Source organism: Vibrio sp. 1078-1 (assembly GCF_033340475.1).
On the sequence record NZ_JAWOWM010000001.1, the window covers coordinates 595,341 to 613,338 of the forward strand.

Consider the following 17,998-nt stretch of genomic DNA (forward strand, 5'->3'; position numbering starts at 1 on the left):
CAATAATAGGTTTTAACATGAAAAATCTTTCAAAAATCGTCGTAGCGAGTTCTCTACTGACTTGTGCTGCTGCGCAAGCGGGTGGGTTATACCTTTACGAAACAACAGCATCGGATATTGGTTTGGCATCCGCTGGTATGGCGGCTCGTGCGCAAGATGCCTCAGTAATGGCAGCAAACCCGGCTGGTCTGGCGAATATTTCTGGTAAATCTTTCTCTGGTAACCTGATTGGCCTTTACGGTGACGCGCAACTAGACACGATGACTGGCGATGCGGGCAACGTGATTGGTTTTGTTCCTATGGCGTCGGCATTTTACAGCCAACAAGTGAACGACAAATGGACGCTGGGTATTGGTCTGTATGGCAATTACGGCCTTGGCCTCGAGTACGAAGGTCTTTTGAATAATCATTTAGATATTCCTACAGCAACGACGCAAGCCTTGACCATTCAACCTTCCGCTTCTTACCGCATCAATGATCACTGGTCTGTGGGTGCGGCGCTTGGCATTCAGTACGGTATGTATGAAGTAGAAACGAAGGGAGCCTTGAACTTCAATGACGAAGACCAAGACACACAGGTTAACGGCCGAGTAGGTGTGCTTTATGAGGCAACACCAGGTACGCGTCTTGGCCTGTCTTACTCTTCTGAAACCGAATTTGAATTCGACAATAGTAACTCCATTGCTCCACAACAACTGATCTTCAGTGCTTACCATGAAGTGAATGATGACCTAGCGGTGATGTGGAACGTGAACTGGCAAGACTGGAGCGAATACACAACCACGCTGGGCGTAGAGACACAAGACACTTACCAAATCGCATTGGGTACTCAGTACAAACTGAATGAAAAAATGATGTGGAATGCAGGTTTTGCATTCGATACCAGCATGTATGAAAGCCAATCAAACGGTGACATTACCGTTCCTACTGGCAAGGCGTACCGCATTGGTACAGGCATTGATTACAAATTGGATTCAGAAAACTCAATTGGTTTCGCGTTTGAAGCGATCTTGATGGAATCGTCAGAAACGCCACGCTTCCAAGCGGGCTTTGATGAGCCTGCACTGTACTTCATGAGCATGAGCTACAACTGGAAAAACTAATCATTCCTAATCGCTAAAACGCCTTCCTTACAGGCCATTCTACCCTAACTACCTGCACTGGATGCTGTCACGCCATCTAAGGTAGTTAGGGCGCTTTTGTCACATCCAGTGAGTGATGATTCAAAAAATATCTGCGCAGCTAAGTGCGGGTATTCAACATCTCAAAGGACTGAAAAATGAAAAATAAACTAGCGTTAGTGTGTATAACTTTGTTGGTCAGTACGCTGGCTCATGGTGCCGAGCATCGAGTAAAAGACAATAAAAACAAGTTGGCGGATGACCCAACAAAAGTCATCACGAAATTTGGCGCGTCGTACGCAAACAACTACGATTTTGATGATCAAAACATCTCATTCTCGGGCTCACTTGCGCTTGACCAAGCGCGCAAAATCAACCTGCGTATCAATGATGATGCGAGCGAGTGGCGTATTGGTGGCTCGTGGTTGTTTCCGGTCGGTATCGTGAACTTCAACTTCGGTAAAAATGAATACGTAAACGGCGCGGATCAAACCAACTACAGCGTTGGTACCTTTATGCCGCTAAGTTATTTCGGGATTGAGCCAGCAGGCTTCCAAATTTTCCCAATGGCAGGCTATACGTACAACACTGGTGATGTTCCTGTTTGTGACGGTGCAGAAAGTAGTCTCTGTAGCGAGCCTAACTTTACGGGTACGCCAAGTGCAGAGAATGGCTTCAATATGATGAGCTCTTCAGGCAGTAGCGGTTACGTTGGTGCATTTGCGCTGAAATCGTTTACCAAAGAGCTGACGTTAATCAGCTTTGCAGCAGGCACTTACGGCTCAGAAAACAGTGAAGGAGAGAACTACAAAGGCTTCTTTGGTGGTATTGGTCTTGGTTACCTCGTGAGCAAACGCCACTCTTTTAACGTAATGACGTTTGGCATGGACAACAACACCTATTTGGATGAAGCAGACAAGCGCATCGTATTATCATATCAATATCAATTTGAATAAATAAAAACGCAGCCCAAATAGCTGCGTTTTTACTTTGATAGAATGAACTAGTGAATTGAGTTGTTTTCTTCGATCTTTTTCTGGTACTGGTGTTTTAATATATACATGCGCTTAACATCGCTGTAAGCGCCGTTAATAAAGTATTCTTCTACAAGGTGACCTTCTTCGATAAAGCCGCACTTTTTGTATAAGTGAATAGCGACTTCGTTATCCACTGCGACTAATAAGTAGATTTTACGTAGATTAAGAATTGAGAATGAGTAATCTAACGCACGATTAATCATCTCTGTCGCATAACCTCGGCCTTGATGCTCTGGGGCGATGATTATCTGAAATTCCGCGCTGCGGTGAATGTAGTTAATCTCGATCAGCTCAACTAAGCCAATTACGATGCCGTCTTCATCTTCGACGACAAAACGCCTTTCAGCGTCATCATGTATATGTTTTCGATAAAGTTCTTCGAGCTCGTCATAAGACTCGTAAGGTTCTTCGAACCAGTAGGCCATGATATTTCGGTTGTTATTCAGTTCATGAATAAAGCGCAAATCAGAACGCTCTAATGCACGCATTTTTAGGCCTTTCTTCATCATTTTTCTCCAATGAGGGCGGAGAATACCTCCGCACTTGATGCTAGAAAATATTACCGTATTTCACAAGAATAGCGCATCTTTTTTTGGAAAATATCCTGTGATTTTCAATGTGGAAACTTAGAGTTCACGACAAATATAAATTAATCTTTACGATAAAAAACTCGATTAGGTGCTTTGCCTAATATCGTATTAAATACCGCGCAACGACTTAGTGTCTTAATCTAAACAAACAAGGTATTCAATATGTTTTCAATCGGTGACGTAGTAGTAGCGACTAAAGGTATCGATCTTGGCGAAATGGTTGTTACAGGTTTAAGCAGTGGCGGTTTTTACACACATGTAAAAGCAGGCGAAAAAACACTAACTTACCCAGCTAAAGATCTTAAGAAAGCATAATTAAATTTGCTCATTCTTATTTTTAACTGGCTTAAAGTTCGTATTAGTTATTTTAAGCGGGTTAGAATCGATAAAAGGTAGCGCAATGAGTCGCTACCTTTTTTTATTTTTTCTACCTTTCTTCACCAATATGAAACTCAACGCGATTTCTTCCAGTTTCTTTTGCCTTGTAAAGTGCTAAGTCGGCGCGTTTAACTAATGGTTCAAATGAGTCGTCGAGACGACAGACTTGAGTTACCCCAATACTCGCGGTGAAGCTCATATCACAACCTGAATGTTGAACGGTCGTCGTTTCTAGTGCATTACGAATCGTTTCTAATGTGTCTAGAGCTTGCTGTGATGAGCGACTTCTTAATACGATGGCAAACTCTTCACCGCCAACTCTGGCAAGTAAGTCACAATCAAGTAGATGACTTTTAATAGTATTAACTGCATGGATCAGTGATTTATCGCCTGCGTCATGACCAAATCGGTCATTGAGGCTTTTAAAATTGTCGAGATCTAAAATAGCAACATGGAAGTCAATGCCCTGGGTTCGGTATTCATTTAGGCGGCTTTCGATTTGTCGCATGAACTCTCTGCGGTTTGGAATACCTGTTAGATCATCCGTCGTGGCGAGGTGCTCCATCTTCATAATCTGTATATGAAGGGCAATGTTTAAAGCAATCCAATTAGCGATGCACTGAAGCTGTGCCGCTTGTTCGTTTGTGTAAATGTGCGTTTGATGATGCGCAACATTAAGCGTTCCTAGGCAGACTTTACCGTGCATTAAAGGCGCGTCCATACACGTACCCATACCATTGGATGCGAGCATCATACAATCGATCTCATCAGATTGCGTAACATCATCGCAGATCATCAGTTGTTGCTTTTTGAACACTCGGCCAACAAACGCTTGATGAATGGGCACTAAAAATTCAGCGGGAATCGCTTTACTACCAGAGAAAGAGTAGACCTTTAGATGATCATTGTTTTCATAAAGTGTGATACTCGCACGGTCAGAATTAAATATACGATTTATCCATTCTGCCACCGTATCAAGTACTTGCTGTAGTGTTTCCGATTGAGCTAAAAAGTGAACAAACCCTATCGGCATACATATCGGACTTTCCATGTTTTGCATCGATAAGTCATCAGGGTTAAAAGTTCTTTCAAGTCTCAATAGACATCTCCTTGGCAATGTTGCAAATACCAACAATAAATTACGTGAAGCTATTTTGTAGAAAATGTGCTTCTTGGTAAGAGTATGGTTTAATTATCGCCGTTTGTGTGCATTTGGTTGCTTAATGTGGGCGTTAACTCACCCTAAATAAGTAAATCTTATACCTATTTATAAGTAAGTCATTACTCAATAAGTGGTGTTTTTAAGATGGAAGTACAGAATGAGCCCTTCTGGAAGAGAAGGGCTAGAAAAGGATACAAATGGGGTCAGGTGAGTAGAGACTTAATTGTCTTTGTACTTTTGTAAAATCAACTGACTTATCTGCGCAACGAGCTGGTCCCTAGCTTGAAGTGAGAGCTCGGTTTCTGTGACATAAATACTAATGTAAACAGGTCGATGATTTTCCTTCCATATAATCGCGTTAATGCCACGCGAACCATGACCACCCGCACCAGAACGGTCTGCAATAGACCAACCTGTTGGTAATACAGAACGCATTAACGAGTCTGAAACTTTGTTGTCCTGCATCCAGATTTTTAATTGTACACGAGACTCATAAGACAACGTTTCGCCTTCGACCAAAGTTCGAAGAGTGTTTAGTATGGCGTTAGGTGTGGTTGTGTCGCGGCTGTCGCCTGGTGTGGCTTCGTTCAAGCGAGGTTCTATTCTGTCTAGGCGCGTTGCTTTATCTCCAATTGTTCGCAGAAACATTGTTACGGCTTTAGGGCCGCCAATTTCATTTAATACCAAGTTGGCTGCAGTATTATCACTCATTAACATAGCGGCTTCACACGCGTGCTCTATGCGTGTGTTTTGGCCTGCGAGCTTATCCATCACTGGAGACCATACAACGATACTGCGCTCATCGACTTTTGCGGTCGCATTCTTACTTAGCTTACCGCTGTCCATATCACTTAGCATTTTGGCACAAGCTAGGGTTTTGAATGTGCTCATGAGTGGGAAGCGTTCATCGCCACGGTAGTCCCAACGCTCGTCTGCTTGGGTATCCCAAACTGACACCCCAATTCTGCTTGAGGTTTGTTGCTCGAGGAGAGAAATGTCCTCATTCAGTTGGGACGCGTAACTTAGGGTTGAGCAAACCATTAGCCCAGCCAACAAAAATAACTTTTTCATGGATCGTGTTCTTCAATTTTAGTTTTAGTTCGCACCGTAGCGATGTCACGTAAACTATAACGAGCCAATACTCTAAACACTGTTAAATCTATGTCTATTTTATGTAGGATTCTTTGCAATACGCTAATACGGTCTCAATATGAGGAGAAGAGTGTTGCTATCAAGGCCCGTAGTTTGGCTTATATATTACGTCGGTGATTCGGTCATAAAAATATCTTAGCGTGAGACACTGGCTCAGAATTTCTTATCATGAGCTAACGAATAGTTTGATCCAGAGAAATAAAAGGAGCTGAATCATCAGCTCCTTTGTCTAGTTGGATAATTACTTACAGTTCAATCTTTTTAACCATGCCCGATTCTGCATGGCCCGGAATGTTGCACGCGAACTCAACCTTGTTGTCACCGTGGAAGTGCCACAGTAATTGCTTCGCTTTACCTGGTTCTACCGTAACTGCGTTGCCTGAGTCATGCATGTGATCGCCACTCATTGTCTTCATCATTTCGCGATGTTCTAGCTGCTCTTTAGCCGAACCAATCGTAAACTCGTGGTTGATCTTACCGGTGTTCATGACCACAAATTGCACCACATCGTTTGGCTCAATTTTAACGTCTTTTTTGAACTTGATGGTCATGTCATCACCCAAGATAACGTGTACCACCTTGTCTGGCTTTGCCCCTTTTGCTGGCATACCAACTGCCGACATGCCCGGCATATCCATCATGTTTGAATGGTCCATTTTACTGTGGTCCATCTTCATGCTGCCGTGGTCCATATTTTCATGCTTCATGTTGCTATGATCCATGTTCGCGTGGTCCATGTTTGAATGATCCACTTGGGCAAACGCAGTCGTTGTTGTTAGGGCTAGAGCAAGAGTGATTAGTGTCTTTTTCATTTTTATATCCTTGTTTTAATTCATTATTAACTTGGTTGCTTCCCCTCAAACGGCATGTTTGAGAGGAAGGTAGGGGTTAAGCCTTGTTGTTTACATCACTAGCTTGGTGATTAGTTGCATTGCTTTGGCGCAACTCACGTTGTTTCCACAGCTTGAAGATGGCTGGAAGCACCAACAGCGTCAGCAGCAGTGCTGATGCCATACCACCAATCATTGGTGCGGCGATACGTTGCATTACTTCTGATCCTGTCCCTTCGCCGTACATGATCGGAATCAGACCAATAATGACCGTCAGTACCGTCATCATTACTGGGCGAACACGTAGGCCTGCACCTTCACGAATGGCATCAGTTAGGTCTTTCGCCTCAAGCTTCTGTTGGCTCTCTTCTGCATCGAGTTTTTTGTAGTGCCACGCTTGGTTGAGGTAGACGAGCATGATGACCCCAATTTCAACCGCGACGCCTGCTAGGGCAATAAAGCCGACCCCAACGGCAATCGAGAAGTTGTAGTTGAGGATATGCATGAGCCACAAACCACCAACCATAGCGAGTGGTAGGGTAAGCATGATGATCATCACTTCACCGACACGACGGAAGCTGAAGTAAAGCAGCAGCATAATGATGGCGATGGTGATTGGTACCACGACACTCAAGCGATCTTTCGCACGCTCCATGTATTCGTATTGACCAGACCAAGCCAGCGAGTAACCCGCAGGAAGTTCTAGTTGATCGGCCACGACTTGCTGTGCTTCCACTACGTAAGAGCCAAGGTCACGACCATCGATGTCGACAAATACCCAGCCGTTTGGACGCGCGTTTTCTGTCTTGATCATCGGAGGGCCGTCTTCGTAACGAATGTCCGCTACATCAGCCAGCGCAATACGAGCGCCATTTGGTGTCACCAATGGTAGGTTTTGCAGTTTAACCACTGAATCTCGGTAGTCTTGTGGGTAGCGAACGTTGATTGGGTAACGCTCCAAGCCTTCAATGGTTTCACCCACATTCATACCGCCCACCGCAGTGGAGATCACTTGCTGAACGTCTTTGATGCTTAAGCCATAACGCGCTGCGGCACGACGTTTAATGTCGATCGTGACATAACGACCACCTGCTACACGTTCTGCATAAACCGATGCCGTGCCTTGTACGCCGTTAAGAATTGGCTCCAACTGAGAACCGATCTTCTCAATCACTTTCAGATCGGGTCCGGAGATCTTAATGCCGATAGGGGTTTTGATGCCCGTTGCCAACATGTCGATACGCGTTTTGATCGGCATTACCCAAGCGTTAGTAAGACCAGGGAACTGAACCAGCTTGTCGAACTCTTTGCGCAGTGACTCGGTTGTTACCCCTTCACGCCATTGGTCGCGTGGCTTCAACTGAATCACGGTTTCAATCATGGTGAGTGGCGCTGGATCGGTTGCAGTTTCAGCTCGGCCAATCTTGCCCCATACGGTTTTCACTTCTGGAACGGTTTTGATCAGCTTGTTGGTTTGTTGTAGAAGCTCGCGTGCTTTACCAATTGAGATACCCGGATAGGTTGTTGGCATGTACATCAAGTCCCCTTCATCCAGCGGAGGGATGAACTCGCTACCCAGTTTACTGGTTGGGTAGTAAGCCGATGCCATCAGACCTAATGCGATAACAATCATGGTCTTAGGGTATTTTAAGCTGGTGTTCAACAGCGGACGGTACAACGCGACCAAGCCACGGTTAACTGGGTTTTTGTGTTCCGGTAACACCTTACCGCGAATGAAGTAGCCCATAAGAACAGGGACGAGTGTGATTGCCAAACCTGCTGCCGCTGCCATTGCGTAAGTCTTAGTGAACGCAAGCGGCGAGAACATCTTGCCTTCTTGGCCTTCTAAGGCGAACACTGGTACGAAGCTAAGAGTGATGATAAGCAACGAGAAGAACAGCGGTGCGCCGACCTCTTCTGCGGCTTTGCCGATTACTTGCCAGCGGTTCTTGTCGGTCAATGGCGTTCGTTCAATGTGCTTGTGAACGTTTTCAATCATTACGATTGCCCCATCCACCATGGCACCGATGGCAATTGCAATACCACCCAAGGACATGATGTTGGCGTTGATGCCTTGCCAATGCATTACGATAAACGCAGTGAGAATGCCAACCGGTAGGCTCAGAGCGATAACCAACGAAGAACGAATGTGGAATAAGAATAACGCGCACACAATCGCAACGACAATGAACTCTTCTGCAAGCTTCTTCCATAGGTTTTCTACCGCTGAATCGATAAGGGTAGAGCGATCGTAAGTTGCAACAATTTCCACGCCTTCTGGCAGGCTGCGTTGTAGGTCTGCGAGTTTGTCTTTGACTTTCGCAATCACTTCACTGGCGTTTTCACCAAAGCGCATCACGATAACGCCACCTACCGCTTCACCTTCGCCATTCAGCTCTGAGATACCACGGCGCATTTGTGGGCCAAGGTTAATGTCTGCGATGTCTCCTAATAGCAACGGCGTGCCTTTCTCGGTGACTTTTAGAGGCAGTGATTTGATGTCTTCAATGCTGGTTAGGTAACCCGTGGTACGAACCATGTGTTCGGCTTCCGCAACTTCGATAACGGACGCGCCGGTTTCTTGGTTACCGTTTTGGATTGCCATGTTCACTTGTTGCAAAGTGAGGTTGTACGCACGCAGTTTGGCAGGATCAATCTGCACTTGATACTGCTTCACCATACCGCCCACGGTAGCGACTTCAGAAACGCCATCAACGGTTTGCAATTCGTATTTCAAGAACCAGTCTTGCAGGCTGCGAAGATCCGCCAAATCATGCTTGCCGGTTTTGTCTTGTAATACGTAGCTGTAAACCCAGCCCACGCCCGTTGCATCAGGACCTAGGGTTGGTTTTGCGTTCGGTGGCAGCTTTGGTGCTACTTGGCTTAAGTACTCCAACACGCGCGAACGTGCCCAGTACATGTCGGTATCATCGTTGAAAATGATATAAACGTAAGAGTCACCAAAGAAGGAGTAACCACGAACTGTCTCAGCACCCGGCACGGCAAGCATGGCGGTGGTGAGTGGGTAAGTGACTTGATCCTCGACGACTTGAGGAGCCTGACCCGGATAGCTTGTCTTGATGATCACTTGCACATCAGAAAGATCCGGAATCGCATCAACAGGCGTATTCTTTACACTGTAAAGTCCGCCTAATACAAGGGCTAAGGTCGCGACCAACACTAGGAATCGGTTGCTCAGTGACCAACGAATAATAGCATTGATCATAATTAACCCTCGACGGCTGTTGTTGCAGGAACTAGCTGTTTAAGAACGTAGTCAGAACCTTGTTTTTCAACTAGAAACCGAACTTTCTGTCCTTCTTCAAAACCCGATAGATCAACGTCTTCACCCACAGAGAAGTTCATCTCGCCTGCATCCCAGTTCCATTCTGCAACCGGTAGGTGGTTTAAGGTGATCATGCCAAAATCAGCCATCAGCATGCTAATGTCACCAGTTAGCCAAACTTCTGCGGCAATGACGCTGTTGTCTGCCTTATACTCGATGATTTGGTACTGACCGGACTCCGTCTTTTGCATTTCAAATTCGATAGCCTGACCTTTTTTCAAGTCACCCATTTCAACGCCATCTGCGAAAGTGAAGTTCATTACCATGCCCGGCCAATCCCATTCTGGTACAGGTTGGTGGTTGATGGTCAGCATGCGGTGATCTTTCATTACGTCTGTGATTTCACCTTTGGCCCATGCTGTTTCTGCCGCTGCTTCTACACCATTGATGCGAGACAGATCCGCCGACTGGCTTGATTCAGAATCGAGCATGAAGTGAGATGAAGTAACGATCTTATCGCCTTGTTTAAGTCCTTGTAATACTTCGATTTGTTCGCCAGCTTCACGGCCAACTTCAATTCGAGCGGAGCGATATTTGCCTTCGCCCTCAGCTAGAACAACGCGAGTCATACCACCAGAGCGGATAACAGATGATTTAGGAATCGTTAACACTGCGTCGTCAGTAACAGGCTGCAAGGCAATATTGGCGAACATGTTTGGCTTCAATGCGCCATCTGGATTAGGGAATTTAAGACGCACACGCAACGTACGTGTTTTCGGATCAAGGATTGGGTACACGTAATCGACAACACCTTGCCATTCATTGCCCGGAATCGCGTCAAGGGTCATCGTGGCTTGAGAACCCGCTTTCATCCAGTGCGCTTGACGCTCAAAGACTTCTGCATCAACCCAAACATTGTCCAAAGGACCTGCACTGATCACCGCTTGAGCAGGGGACAAATAGCCACCTTCACGCACGTTTAAGCTCGCGATAACGCCATCAGCAGGCGCTTTGATTTCAATGGTTTGCGATGCTTTACCACTACGAGTAATGGATTTGATTTGAGCACGGTCAACCCCAAGCGTTACCAAGCGCTCGGTCGCGCCTTTTTCAAGACCTTTGCGGCCAGTGCGGTACGCATTCAGCAATTCTTCTTGTGCTTTAACCAGTTCTGGAGAGTAGAGCGTGAACAGCACATCGCCTTTCTTCACTTTCTCACCCACGGCATTGATGTAGAGTTTTTCTACCCAACCCGCCACACGAACGTTGGTTTGCCATAACAGACTTTCATCAAAGGCAATATAGCCAACCGTTTCGATGCGTGGTGATAGCTGTTGTAGTGTCGCGTTTGCGGTTTTAACCCCGAGGTTGTTCTCTACTGAAGGGTCAATAGTCACTGTACCCGGTGCGTCTTGTTCACCGGATAGGTCTTCTGCGTAAACCGGAATCAAATCCATGCCCATTGGGGACTTACCCGGCTTGTCGCGTTTGTAGTTCGGATCCATTGGGGCAACCCAGTAAAGCGGATCATTAGAGCTTGCAGCAGACTCGCCACCCATCGCACTCATGTCATGAGTTGAGCCCGTAAGAAAATGATTAGCACCAAACCCTAAAGCACCACCAACAATCAGCGCGATGGTTGCAATTTTTAATGTTTTCATTGTTTTACCTTATTTTCCCCTTCACATTTGACGCTACAGCGTTGTTGCCTGCTCTCGTTCACCCAAATCACATAGAGGATCTATGCTCATGGGATTCTCTCGTTTGCCGCCTAACTGCAGCCCCAACTGTCTTGGGGAATCACAAATTAATATGTCGAAATAGAGCGAGCTTCCGGTGAAGCCACTTGGTAGTCGAAACCACCGAGTAGGGTGGCTAAATTGCTGTTTGCGATGTTGAGATCGGTCAGTAGACGTTGTTGCTCTAATTGCAGAGCCAATTCGTCAGTCGTGGCAGAAATCACATCGTTAAACTGCGCTGTGTTGTTTTGATAACCCCGCTCAACGGCTTGAATGCGCGCTTTCGCTTGAGGCAATAAGGTGGATTGATAACGTTCTAAACGCTGGGTTAAGTTGCCGCGATCAACTAGCAAAGTGTTCACCTTGGCATTCATCTGCGTTAGTAAGGTGTCCTTTTGTGATTGTGCCGCGCCAACTTGGTATTGAGCGGCCGCGAGATTACGATCTTGGCGGTCACCCGTAAACAACGGAATGTCCATGGTGAGGTAAGCGCTAACCAAATCAGAGGCGGGCTCACCCATCATGTTGTCGGCTTGGCGGTAGGCGTACATTACTTCGACGCCAAATTGTGGGTTGTAGGCTTGCTCAGCAATTTCCACCTGCGTTTTATTGGCAGAAATGCTGACGTCGGCCATCTTAACCATCGGGTGTTGGCTGAGTTGCTGATAATGCTTGGTGGAACCCTGGCTGGCAGCAAGTTTGCTGTTCAGTGTGTCCCAATTAAGTTGATTGCTCGCGTGCAGAGCCTCTTCGTTCGCCAACCAATCTGACCCCAACCATTCGGAGAGTTGAGAGATAAGACGACGTTGCATTTGTGCATTGGCTTGCAGTTTCTCATCCAACTTGCTGACTTGAAGTTGGGCGTTGAGCAGATCTTGCGCTTCACTCTTACCAATCGAATAGTTGGTTTGAATAAAGCTTTCCATTTCCTTCATCAACTTGCGGTTCTCAAGCATGATTTGCTCCGCGCGTTGCTGGTAACCAAGTTCTAACCAAAGTTGAGTCATGCTGTTGGCTACCTCAAGCTCACGAGCATGGACTTGAAGCCCAAGGCCGTCAGCTTGTTGATTGGCTTTCTTCTGCTGTAAATCAAGCGTAGAGCCACGCTCAAATTGTTGCATTAAACCAACGGAGATGTTGGTCATTGGGTCTTCATCGAATTTGAAGCTGTCGACAGGTAAGCCACCAAAACCCACTTTCAGTTTTGGGTCCATCAAGGTCGCACTCGCGACACCCGTTTCACGCATGGCAGCAGATTGCGCTGAGTATTGCTTACGATTGCCATCGTTACTCAAAGCGACGTTGATCAGTTGGGCAAGCTTGGTCGTTGAATCTCGCTCACTTGATGCGGAATTTTGCGCTGCGTGCGTCTCTTTACCAGCGGCGTTAACCAAGGTTGGCACAGCGACCAGAGCCACCATAAAAATAGGTGCAGCTAAGCGGTATGGTTTGATATCCATAATCTAAATCCAGTGTTCGCCGGATCGATGGAGGTGCGGATTTTATTGCGGGAACAGTAAAGCCTTGTTACCTCATCGTTCAGGCGCATTAAAACAACCTGCGATACACGCGCAGGGTCGAATGCTAGGATGGATTTAGGCTATAGGAGGTCGGTACAGGTCGCGGCTGACGTGTACGACTGGGGAAGCAACTTCAGGAGTAATAGTTGCGCGATAGACGACGGGCATTGGGCTATTGATAGGATTCGGTAGGGGGACGAAAACTATCGTACACGCAGCAGTACAGCAGGTATGAACCATGCCGGAGCCCCCACCACAGTTCATGCTGGTTTCTCTTGCATCGCCATCTTCGGACATAGAAGCGTCAGTCATGGAGACGTCCATCATGCCAGGCATACCGCAGTGTTCGCTGTCACTCATCATAGAAGGATGGTGAGCCATGCCAGTAGACATCATTTGAATATTCATCAACGGCTCACTGTTCGCCACACTAGATACCAATAGTACTAGCGTCGTGAAGAGAGTTAACCAGATTGTATGCAGCGATTTTAAGTGCATACCTTTTCCCATGTGTTTGGTGAAAATGATGAAAACCCTTCGATTCTAAAGGTTAACCTAAGGGTAAGGTCAATCATTTATTACTCTTATTATCAAAATAGTCCACCCCTTCAGTTTTCGCACTTTCGAGGGAGTAAAACGTTTGTTAAACACCGAGTGTTGAAAGTTAGCGAAAGAAGCCCTCGCTTTTTATGACACGTGAAAAATGTGGTTTATAAGTTTTACATCACACTAACTTGTCTTACAAATGATTATCCTTATAGAATGCATGGTTTTACTTGTGCAGATTTGGATTTGCTTTGCTGCGGGGGTTGCATGATAGAAATCGTCATCGATGGAAAATATAGAATTGTAGAAGAGGGTCTAACCCTTTTAGAAGCAGCAAAAGTGTGTGGGGTCGAGATCCCATCGCTGTGCGGAATGAACAAAAGTAATGAAAAAGTACCGTGTGACTTGTGTGTAGTTGAAGTCGAAAGTGGCGGTACTAAGCGTGCGTGTGAGCTCGAAGTTTACCGCGGCCTTAATGTGGTCACGCAATCAGAACAATTAAGCGAGCACCGCAGAAAAGCACTCAACCGCATCATGACGGACCATTACGCCGATTGTGAAGCGCCATGTAAAACCGAGTGTCCTGCGGGCGTGGATATCCAATCGTACCTTTATCACATCGCACAGAACGACCATCAAAAAGCGATTGAAGTGATTAAGCGTACGCTGCCTATGCCGTTATCGATTGGCCGCGTATGCCCTGCATTTTGTGAGAGCGAATGTCGCCGTTCGCTAGTCGATGAGCCAATCGCAATTCGTCAGCTAAAACGTCATGCCGCGGATGCAGATCTGTCTGCGCATGAAGCCTATGTGCCAGAAAAGAAACCAATTAAAGGGTTGAACATTGCCGTCGTCGGCAGTGGCCCTGGTGGTCTAACGGCTGGCTATTACTTATCGAACGAAGGCTACGACGTTACGGTTTTTGAATCCATGCCAAAAGCGGGCGGTTGGTTGCGTTATGGCATCCCAGAATACCGTTTGCCAAAAGACATTCTCGATAAAGAAATCGAACTGATGTGCCGTAATGGCATGCAAGTGCACACTAATCAAAAGCTGGGTGTGGATTTCACGCTTTCTCAATTGAGCGAAGAATACGACGCAGTGTGTTTGGCGGTCGGTGCGTCTCAAGCGGTTGAAATGCATTACACAGGCAGCGACCTTGAAGGTTGCTACTTAGGCGTTGATTACCTTAAAGATTACGTGACTGAGCAAAATTACGTTACGGGTCAGAAAGTCGCGGTGATCGGTGGTGGTAACACGGCAATTGACTGTGCTCGTACTGCGCGTCGTGCTGGTGCAGACACCACGTTGATTTATCGTCGTACCCGTGACGAAATGCCGGCAGAAGACTACGAGATTGTCGAAGCGGAACACGAAGGGGTGAAATTCCACTTCTTGACCAACCCTGCAGAAAACCTTGCCGATGAAACCGGACGCGTGAATGCGATTCGTCTAGAGCGCATGGCGTTGGGTGAGCCGGATGCATCTGGTCGTCGCAGCCCTAAACCAACTGGCGAGTTCTTTACCGAAGAGTTCGACACCGTGATTGCGGCAGTATCGCAAAAGCCAGATCTGAGCTTCCTCGAAGGCGAAGATTTGTCGATTCCACTTACGCGCTGGAATACTTCTGATGCAGATGAAAAGACCATGCACACTGGCACGGGCAACATCTTCAGTATTGGTGATTTCCGCCGCGGTCCTGCAACGGCAGTTGAAGCGGTGGGTGATGGTCGCGTTGCGGCAAAAGCCATTGACCTGTTTTTGAATGGCGATATGGCGGATATGCCAAAGGCGGCGTTCAACTCGCGCAAAGAGAAGAAACTCTCTCAAGTCGATCCGCTTCACTTCGAGAATATCCAAAAAGTCGCTCGCTCTATCATGCCAGAGCTGACTCCAACACAACGCGAGCAAAGCTTCGCTGAAGTGGAGTTGGGCTTTGATAACGAAGAAGCAATGAAGGAAGCCGCGCGCTGCCTTGAATGTGGCTGTCAGGCCAATACCGATTGTGCGCTACGTGACTACTCCACCGAATATGAAGCCGAGCAGAGCTTTGACTTCTCCTTGCAGATTAAATCGCATCAAGATTGGTTAGATCTTCGTGCGAAAGACTTGCGTCATAAGTACGAAGTTGACCGCAGCTCTGAGTTTATTGAGTTTGATGCTAACCGCTGTATTAGCTGTGGTCAGTGTATCCAAGCGTGTCGCGACAAAGCCGTGCACGGTGTACTGAACTTTGTGTGCGATAAACAAGGTCGTCCCGCATTACGTCCTGATGATCGTCCACACTTTGGAAGTAACAAGAATGGCTTAACCCTAATGGGCGATTCGAACTGCGTGCAATGTGGCGCGTGCGTTCAAGTGTGTCCAACGGGTGCGATGGTCGATAGTCGTGACCGTTCGCAAGGTCGTACTGAAGATCTGAAAGCGGTCGACACCATTTGTACATACTGTGGTGTGGGCTGTAAGTTGACTATGTTCGTGGACGAAGCAACCAATACGATTCGTTACGTGAAAGGCGGTGACTCGCCGGTGAATCAAGGCATGCTGTGTGTGAAAGGGCGCTTTGGTTTTGACTTCATTGGCAGTGAAGAGCGTCTTACCACGCCATTGATTCGTAAAGACGGTTGGTTGCAGCCTGCAAGTTGGGAAGAGGCGATTCAACTGATTGCAAGTAAGTTCTCTGGCATCAAGCAAGATTTTGGCAGCAACGCATTAGCGGGTTTCTCTTCAGCGAAAACCACCAACGAAGACAACTACGCGTTCCAAAAATTTGTCCGTCGTGAACTGGGCACCAATAACGTCGACCACTGTGCGCGTTTGTGCCACGCATCGAGTGTAACCGGTCTTGAGGCGTCACTGGGTAGTGGTGCAATGACCAACGACATTCCAAGCATTAAGCACTCGGATGTGATCTTTATTATTGGTTCGGATACCACATCGGCGCACCCGATCATCGCTTCACACATCAAACAAGCAATTCGTCACCACGGCGCTCGTTTGATTGTGGCTGACCCGAAACGTGTCGATATGGCAGAGCATGCTGAGTTGTACATGGCGCACCGTCCGGGTACGGATGTGATGCTCCTAAATGGCGTCATGCAGCAGATCATCAAGAACGGTTGGTACGATCAAGAGTACATCGAAGAACGTGTCGACGGCTTTGATACCTTGCTGCAAGAAGTAATGTCGCCAGCTTACAACCTCGATAAAGTGGAGTTGGTTACGGGCGTTAAAGCTGAAGACATTCAAGCAATGGCGCGTATGATTGGCACGGCAGATCGTACCGCTGTTTACTACTCAATGGGTATTACTCAGCACACGACAGGTCATGACAACGTGCGTTCTATCGCTAACCTGCAATTGCTGTGTGGCAACATCGGTATTGAAGGTGGTGGTATCAACCCGCTACGTGGTCAATCAAACGTGCAAGGCGCGTGTGATATGGGCGCGTTGCCAAACAGTTTCCCGGGCTACCAAAAGGTATACAACCCAATTGTGCGTCAGAAGTTTGCGATTGAATGGAACGCACCAAATCTGCCTTCTGAGCAAGGTCTAACCCTGACAGAAATCATTGATGCGGCTTGCCATCGTGACGTTCGTGGTATGTACATCATGGGTGAGAACCCAGTGTTGAGTGACCCGAACCAAGCGCATGTGATTGAAGGTTTAGAAACGCTCGACTTCTTGGTGGTTCAAGACATCTTCCTAACGGAGACTGCACAATACGCGGATGTGGTTCTGCCTTCTTGCTCGTTTGCTGAGAAAGCGGGTCACTTCACCAATACGGAGCGTCGTGTTCAACGCGTGAATCCGGTCGTAACGGCACCGGGTGAAGCGAAAGAAGATTGGTGGATTATCCAAGAGATCGCCAATGCAATGGGCAGTGATTGGGATTACCACTGCGTGTCTGATATCACTAATGAAATCGCACGAGTGACACCTCAATACGCGGGTCTTCGTTGGGATGCCATTACGCCAAACGGTGTGCAATGGCCGAGCAACAAGAACAACCCTGCGGGTACTCGCATCATGCACCAAACCCAGTTTACTCGTGGTAAAGGGCAAATGGTGGGTGTACCGTTCCGTTATGCGGCTGAGCTGCCAGATGAAGAGTACCCACTTGTGTTAACGACGGGTCGCGTACTTGAGCAGTTCCATACTGGAACCATGACGCGCAAAACCAAAGGGTTGGATAATCTTGCTGGCCCTCGTGCGATGGTGAGCGTGGAAGACGCAGAAGCGTTAGGTATCAGTAATGGTCAGCGTCTGACGGTATCTACACGTCGCGGGAGCATTGAGATTGATGCCTTTGTGACTAAGCGTATTCAAAAAGGAGTGGTGTTCATTCCATTCCACTTTGTTGAATCGCCAGTCAACCGTCTAACGACAACAGCGACTGATCCGCATGCGAAGATCCCTGAGTTCAAGGTCGCTGCGGTTAAAGTGGAAGTGAGCGAAAAGACAACGCAGACAGAGTCTCTCGAAGATAGTTACCAACACGTTTAAATTCGGCGAGTCACGTTGTTGTGGGCACTGACAATTTGAGCCTAGTTGATGGGCGGATAATCTACTCTTGATTTCCGCTCTCACTACATTCACTCGGATTGTCTTTTTCTTCAAACTCCTTTTACTTTTCT

The 17,998-nt window shown here is 47.0% G+C and carries 12 protein-coding genes; 4 read left to right on the forward strand and 8 right to left on the reverse strand.

The annotated features are described in order from the left end of the window. The first annotated feature begins 17 nt into the window (after window positions 1–17). Window positions 18–1,103 carry an OmpP1/FadL family transporter gene (locus R7190_RS02645; protein WP_186585165.1) on the forward strand — a complete coding sequence of 362 codons (1,086 nt, stop codon included), beginning with the start codon at window positions 18–20 and terminating at the stop codon, window positions 1,101–1,103. A 176-nt stretch (window positions 1,104–1,279) separates the two neighbouring features. Continuing rightward, window positions 1,280–2,077 carry a hypothetical protein gene (locus R7190_RS02650; RefSeq protein WP_186585167.1) on the forward strand — a complete coding sequence of 266 codons (798 nt, stop codon included), beginning with the start codon at window positions 1,280–1,282 and terminating at the stop codon, window positions 2,075–2,077. Between the two features lie 47 nt (window positions 2,078–2,124). Here the strand turns inward: R7190_RS02650 and speG are convergent, their stop codons facing one another. Continuing rightward, entirely contained in the window at window positions 2,125–2,664 is a 540-nt protein-coding gene (gene speG, locus R7190_RS02655) for a spermidine N1-acetyltransferase (protein WP_005375417.1), read from the reverse strand. Window positions 2,665–2,910: 246 nt separating this feature from the next. Here speG and R7190_RS02660 point away from each other — a divergent pair, with 246 nt between their 5' ends. Further along, window positions 2,911–3,063 carry a hypothetical protein gene (locus tag R7190_RS02660; RefSeq protein WP_005375418.1) on the forward strand — a complete coding sequence of 51 codons (153 nt, stop codon included), beginning with the start codon at window positions 2,911–2,913 and terminating at the stop codon, window positions 3,061–3,063. Window positions 3,064–3,175: 112 nt separating this feature from the next. On the opposite strand, the gene R7190_RS02665 is transcribed toward R7190_RS02660, so the two are convergent. From R7190_RS02665 to R7190_RS02695, 7 genes are all read right to left on the reverse strand, one after another. After that, window positions 3,176–4,225 (reverse strand): sensor domain-containing diguanylate cyclase, encoded by a 1,050-nt coding sequence (locus tag R7190_RS02665; RefSeq protein ID WP_021707655.1) that lies wholly within the window; start codon window positions 4,223–4,225, stop codon window positions 3,176–3,178. A gap of 282 nt (window positions 4,226–4,507) precedes the next feature. Further along, complete coding sequence (locus tag R7190_RS02670; protein WP_005375420.1) at window positions 4,508–5,359, reverse strand: carbenicillin-hydrolyzing class A beta-lactamase CARB-42; 852 nt, start codon at window positions 5,357–5,359, stop codon at window positions 4,508–4,510. Between the two features lie 326 nt (window positions 5,360–5,685). Beyond that, a complete protein-coding gene (copI, locus tag R7190_RS02675) occupies window positions 5,686–6,252 on the reverse strand; it encodes a copper-resistant cuproprotein CopI (RefSeq protein WP_064376773.1) in 567 nt (188 codons plus the stop codon). 76 nt (window positions 6,253–6,328) lie between these two features. Next, window positions 6,329–9,496: an efflux RND transporter permease subunit gene (locus tag R7190_RS02680; protein ID WP_186585169.1), complete on the reverse strand. Its 3,168-nt coding sequence runs from the start codon at window positions 9,494–9,496 to the stop codon at window positions 6,329–6,331. Window positions 9,497–9,498: 2 nt separating this feature from the next. After that, window positions 9,499–11,217, reverse strand: a complete 1,719-nt coding sequence (locus R7190_RS02685; protein WP_186585171.1) for an efflux RND transporter periplasmic adaptor subunit — start codon at window positions 11,215–11,217, stop codon at window positions 9,499–9,501. Window positions 11,218–11,363: 146 nt separating this feature from the next. Continuing rightward, on the reverse strand, window positions 11,364–12,755 hold the full coding sequence (locus tag R7190_RS02690; protein ID WP_186585173.1) for a TolC family protein: 1,392 nt from the start codon (window positions 12,753–12,755) through the stop codon (window positions 11,364–11,366). Window positions 12,756–12,890: 135 nt separating this feature from the next. Continuing rightward, the gene (locus R7190_RS02695) at window positions 12,891–13,313 is read right to left on the reverse strand and encodes a hypothetical protein (protein ID WP_017635236.1); all 423 of its coding nucleotides are present in this window, start codon (window positions 13,311–13,313) and stop codon (window positions 12,891–12,893) included. 315 nt (window positions 13,314–13,628) lie between these two features. On the opposite strand from R7190_RS02695, the gene fdhF reads away from it, so the two are divergent. Then, the gene (gene fdhF, locus R7190_RS02700; RefSeq protein ID WP_186585175.1) at window positions 13,629–17,867 is read left to right on the forward strand and encodes a formate dehydrogenase subunit alpha; all 4,239 of its coding nucleotides are present in this window, start codon (window positions 13,629–13,631) and stop codon (window positions 17,865–17,867) included. Window positions 17,868–17,998 lie beyond the last annotated feature (131 nt).

Excerpts from the sequence above, each read along its gene's own strand:
- R7190_RS02645 (WP_186585165.1), top strand. The coding sequence starts at position 18 with ATGAAAAATCTTTCAAAAATCGTCGTAGCGAGTTCTCTACTGACTTGT.
- R7190_RS02650 (WP_186585167.1), top strand. The coding sequence starts at position 1,280 with ATGAAAAATAAACTAGCGTTAGTGTGTATAACTTTGTTGGTCAGTACG.
- speG (WP_005375417.1), bottom strand. The coding sequence starts at position 2,664 with ATGAAGAAAGGCCTAAAAATGCGTGCATTAGAGCGTTCTGATTTGCGC.
- R7190_RS02660 (WP_005375418.1), top strand. The coding sequence starts at position 2,911 with ATGTTTTCAATCGGTGACGTAGTAGTAGCGACTAAAGGTATCGATCTT.
- R7190_RS02670 (WP_005375420.1), bottom strand. The coding sequence starts at position 5,359 with ATGAAAAAGTTATTTTTGTTGGCTGGGCTAATGGTTTGCTCAACCCTA.
- copI (WP_064376773.1), bottom strand. The coding sequence starts at position 6,252 with ATGAAAAAGACACTAATCACTCTTGCTCTAGCCCTAACAACAACGACT.
- R7190_RS02680 (WP_186585169.1), bottom strand. The coding sequence starts at position 9,496 with ATGATCAATGCTATTATTCGTTGGTCACTGAGCAACCGATTCCTAGTG.
- R7190_RS02685 (WP_186585171.1), bottom strand. The coding sequence starts at position 11,217 with ATGAAAACATTAAAAATTGCAACCATCGCGCTGATTGTTGGTGGTGCT.
- R7190_RS02690 (WP_186585173.1), bottom strand. The coding sequence starts at position 12,755 with ATGGATATCAAACCATACCGCTTAGCTGCACCTATTTTTATGGTGGCT.
- R7190_RS02695 (WP_017635236.1), bottom strand. The coding sequence starts at position 13,313 with ATGCACTTAAAATCGCTGCATACAATCTGGTTAACTCTCTTCACGACG.
- fdhF (WP_186585175.1), top strand. The coding sequence starts at position 13,629 with ATGATAGAAATCGTCATCGATGGAAAATATAGAATTGTAGAAGAGGGT.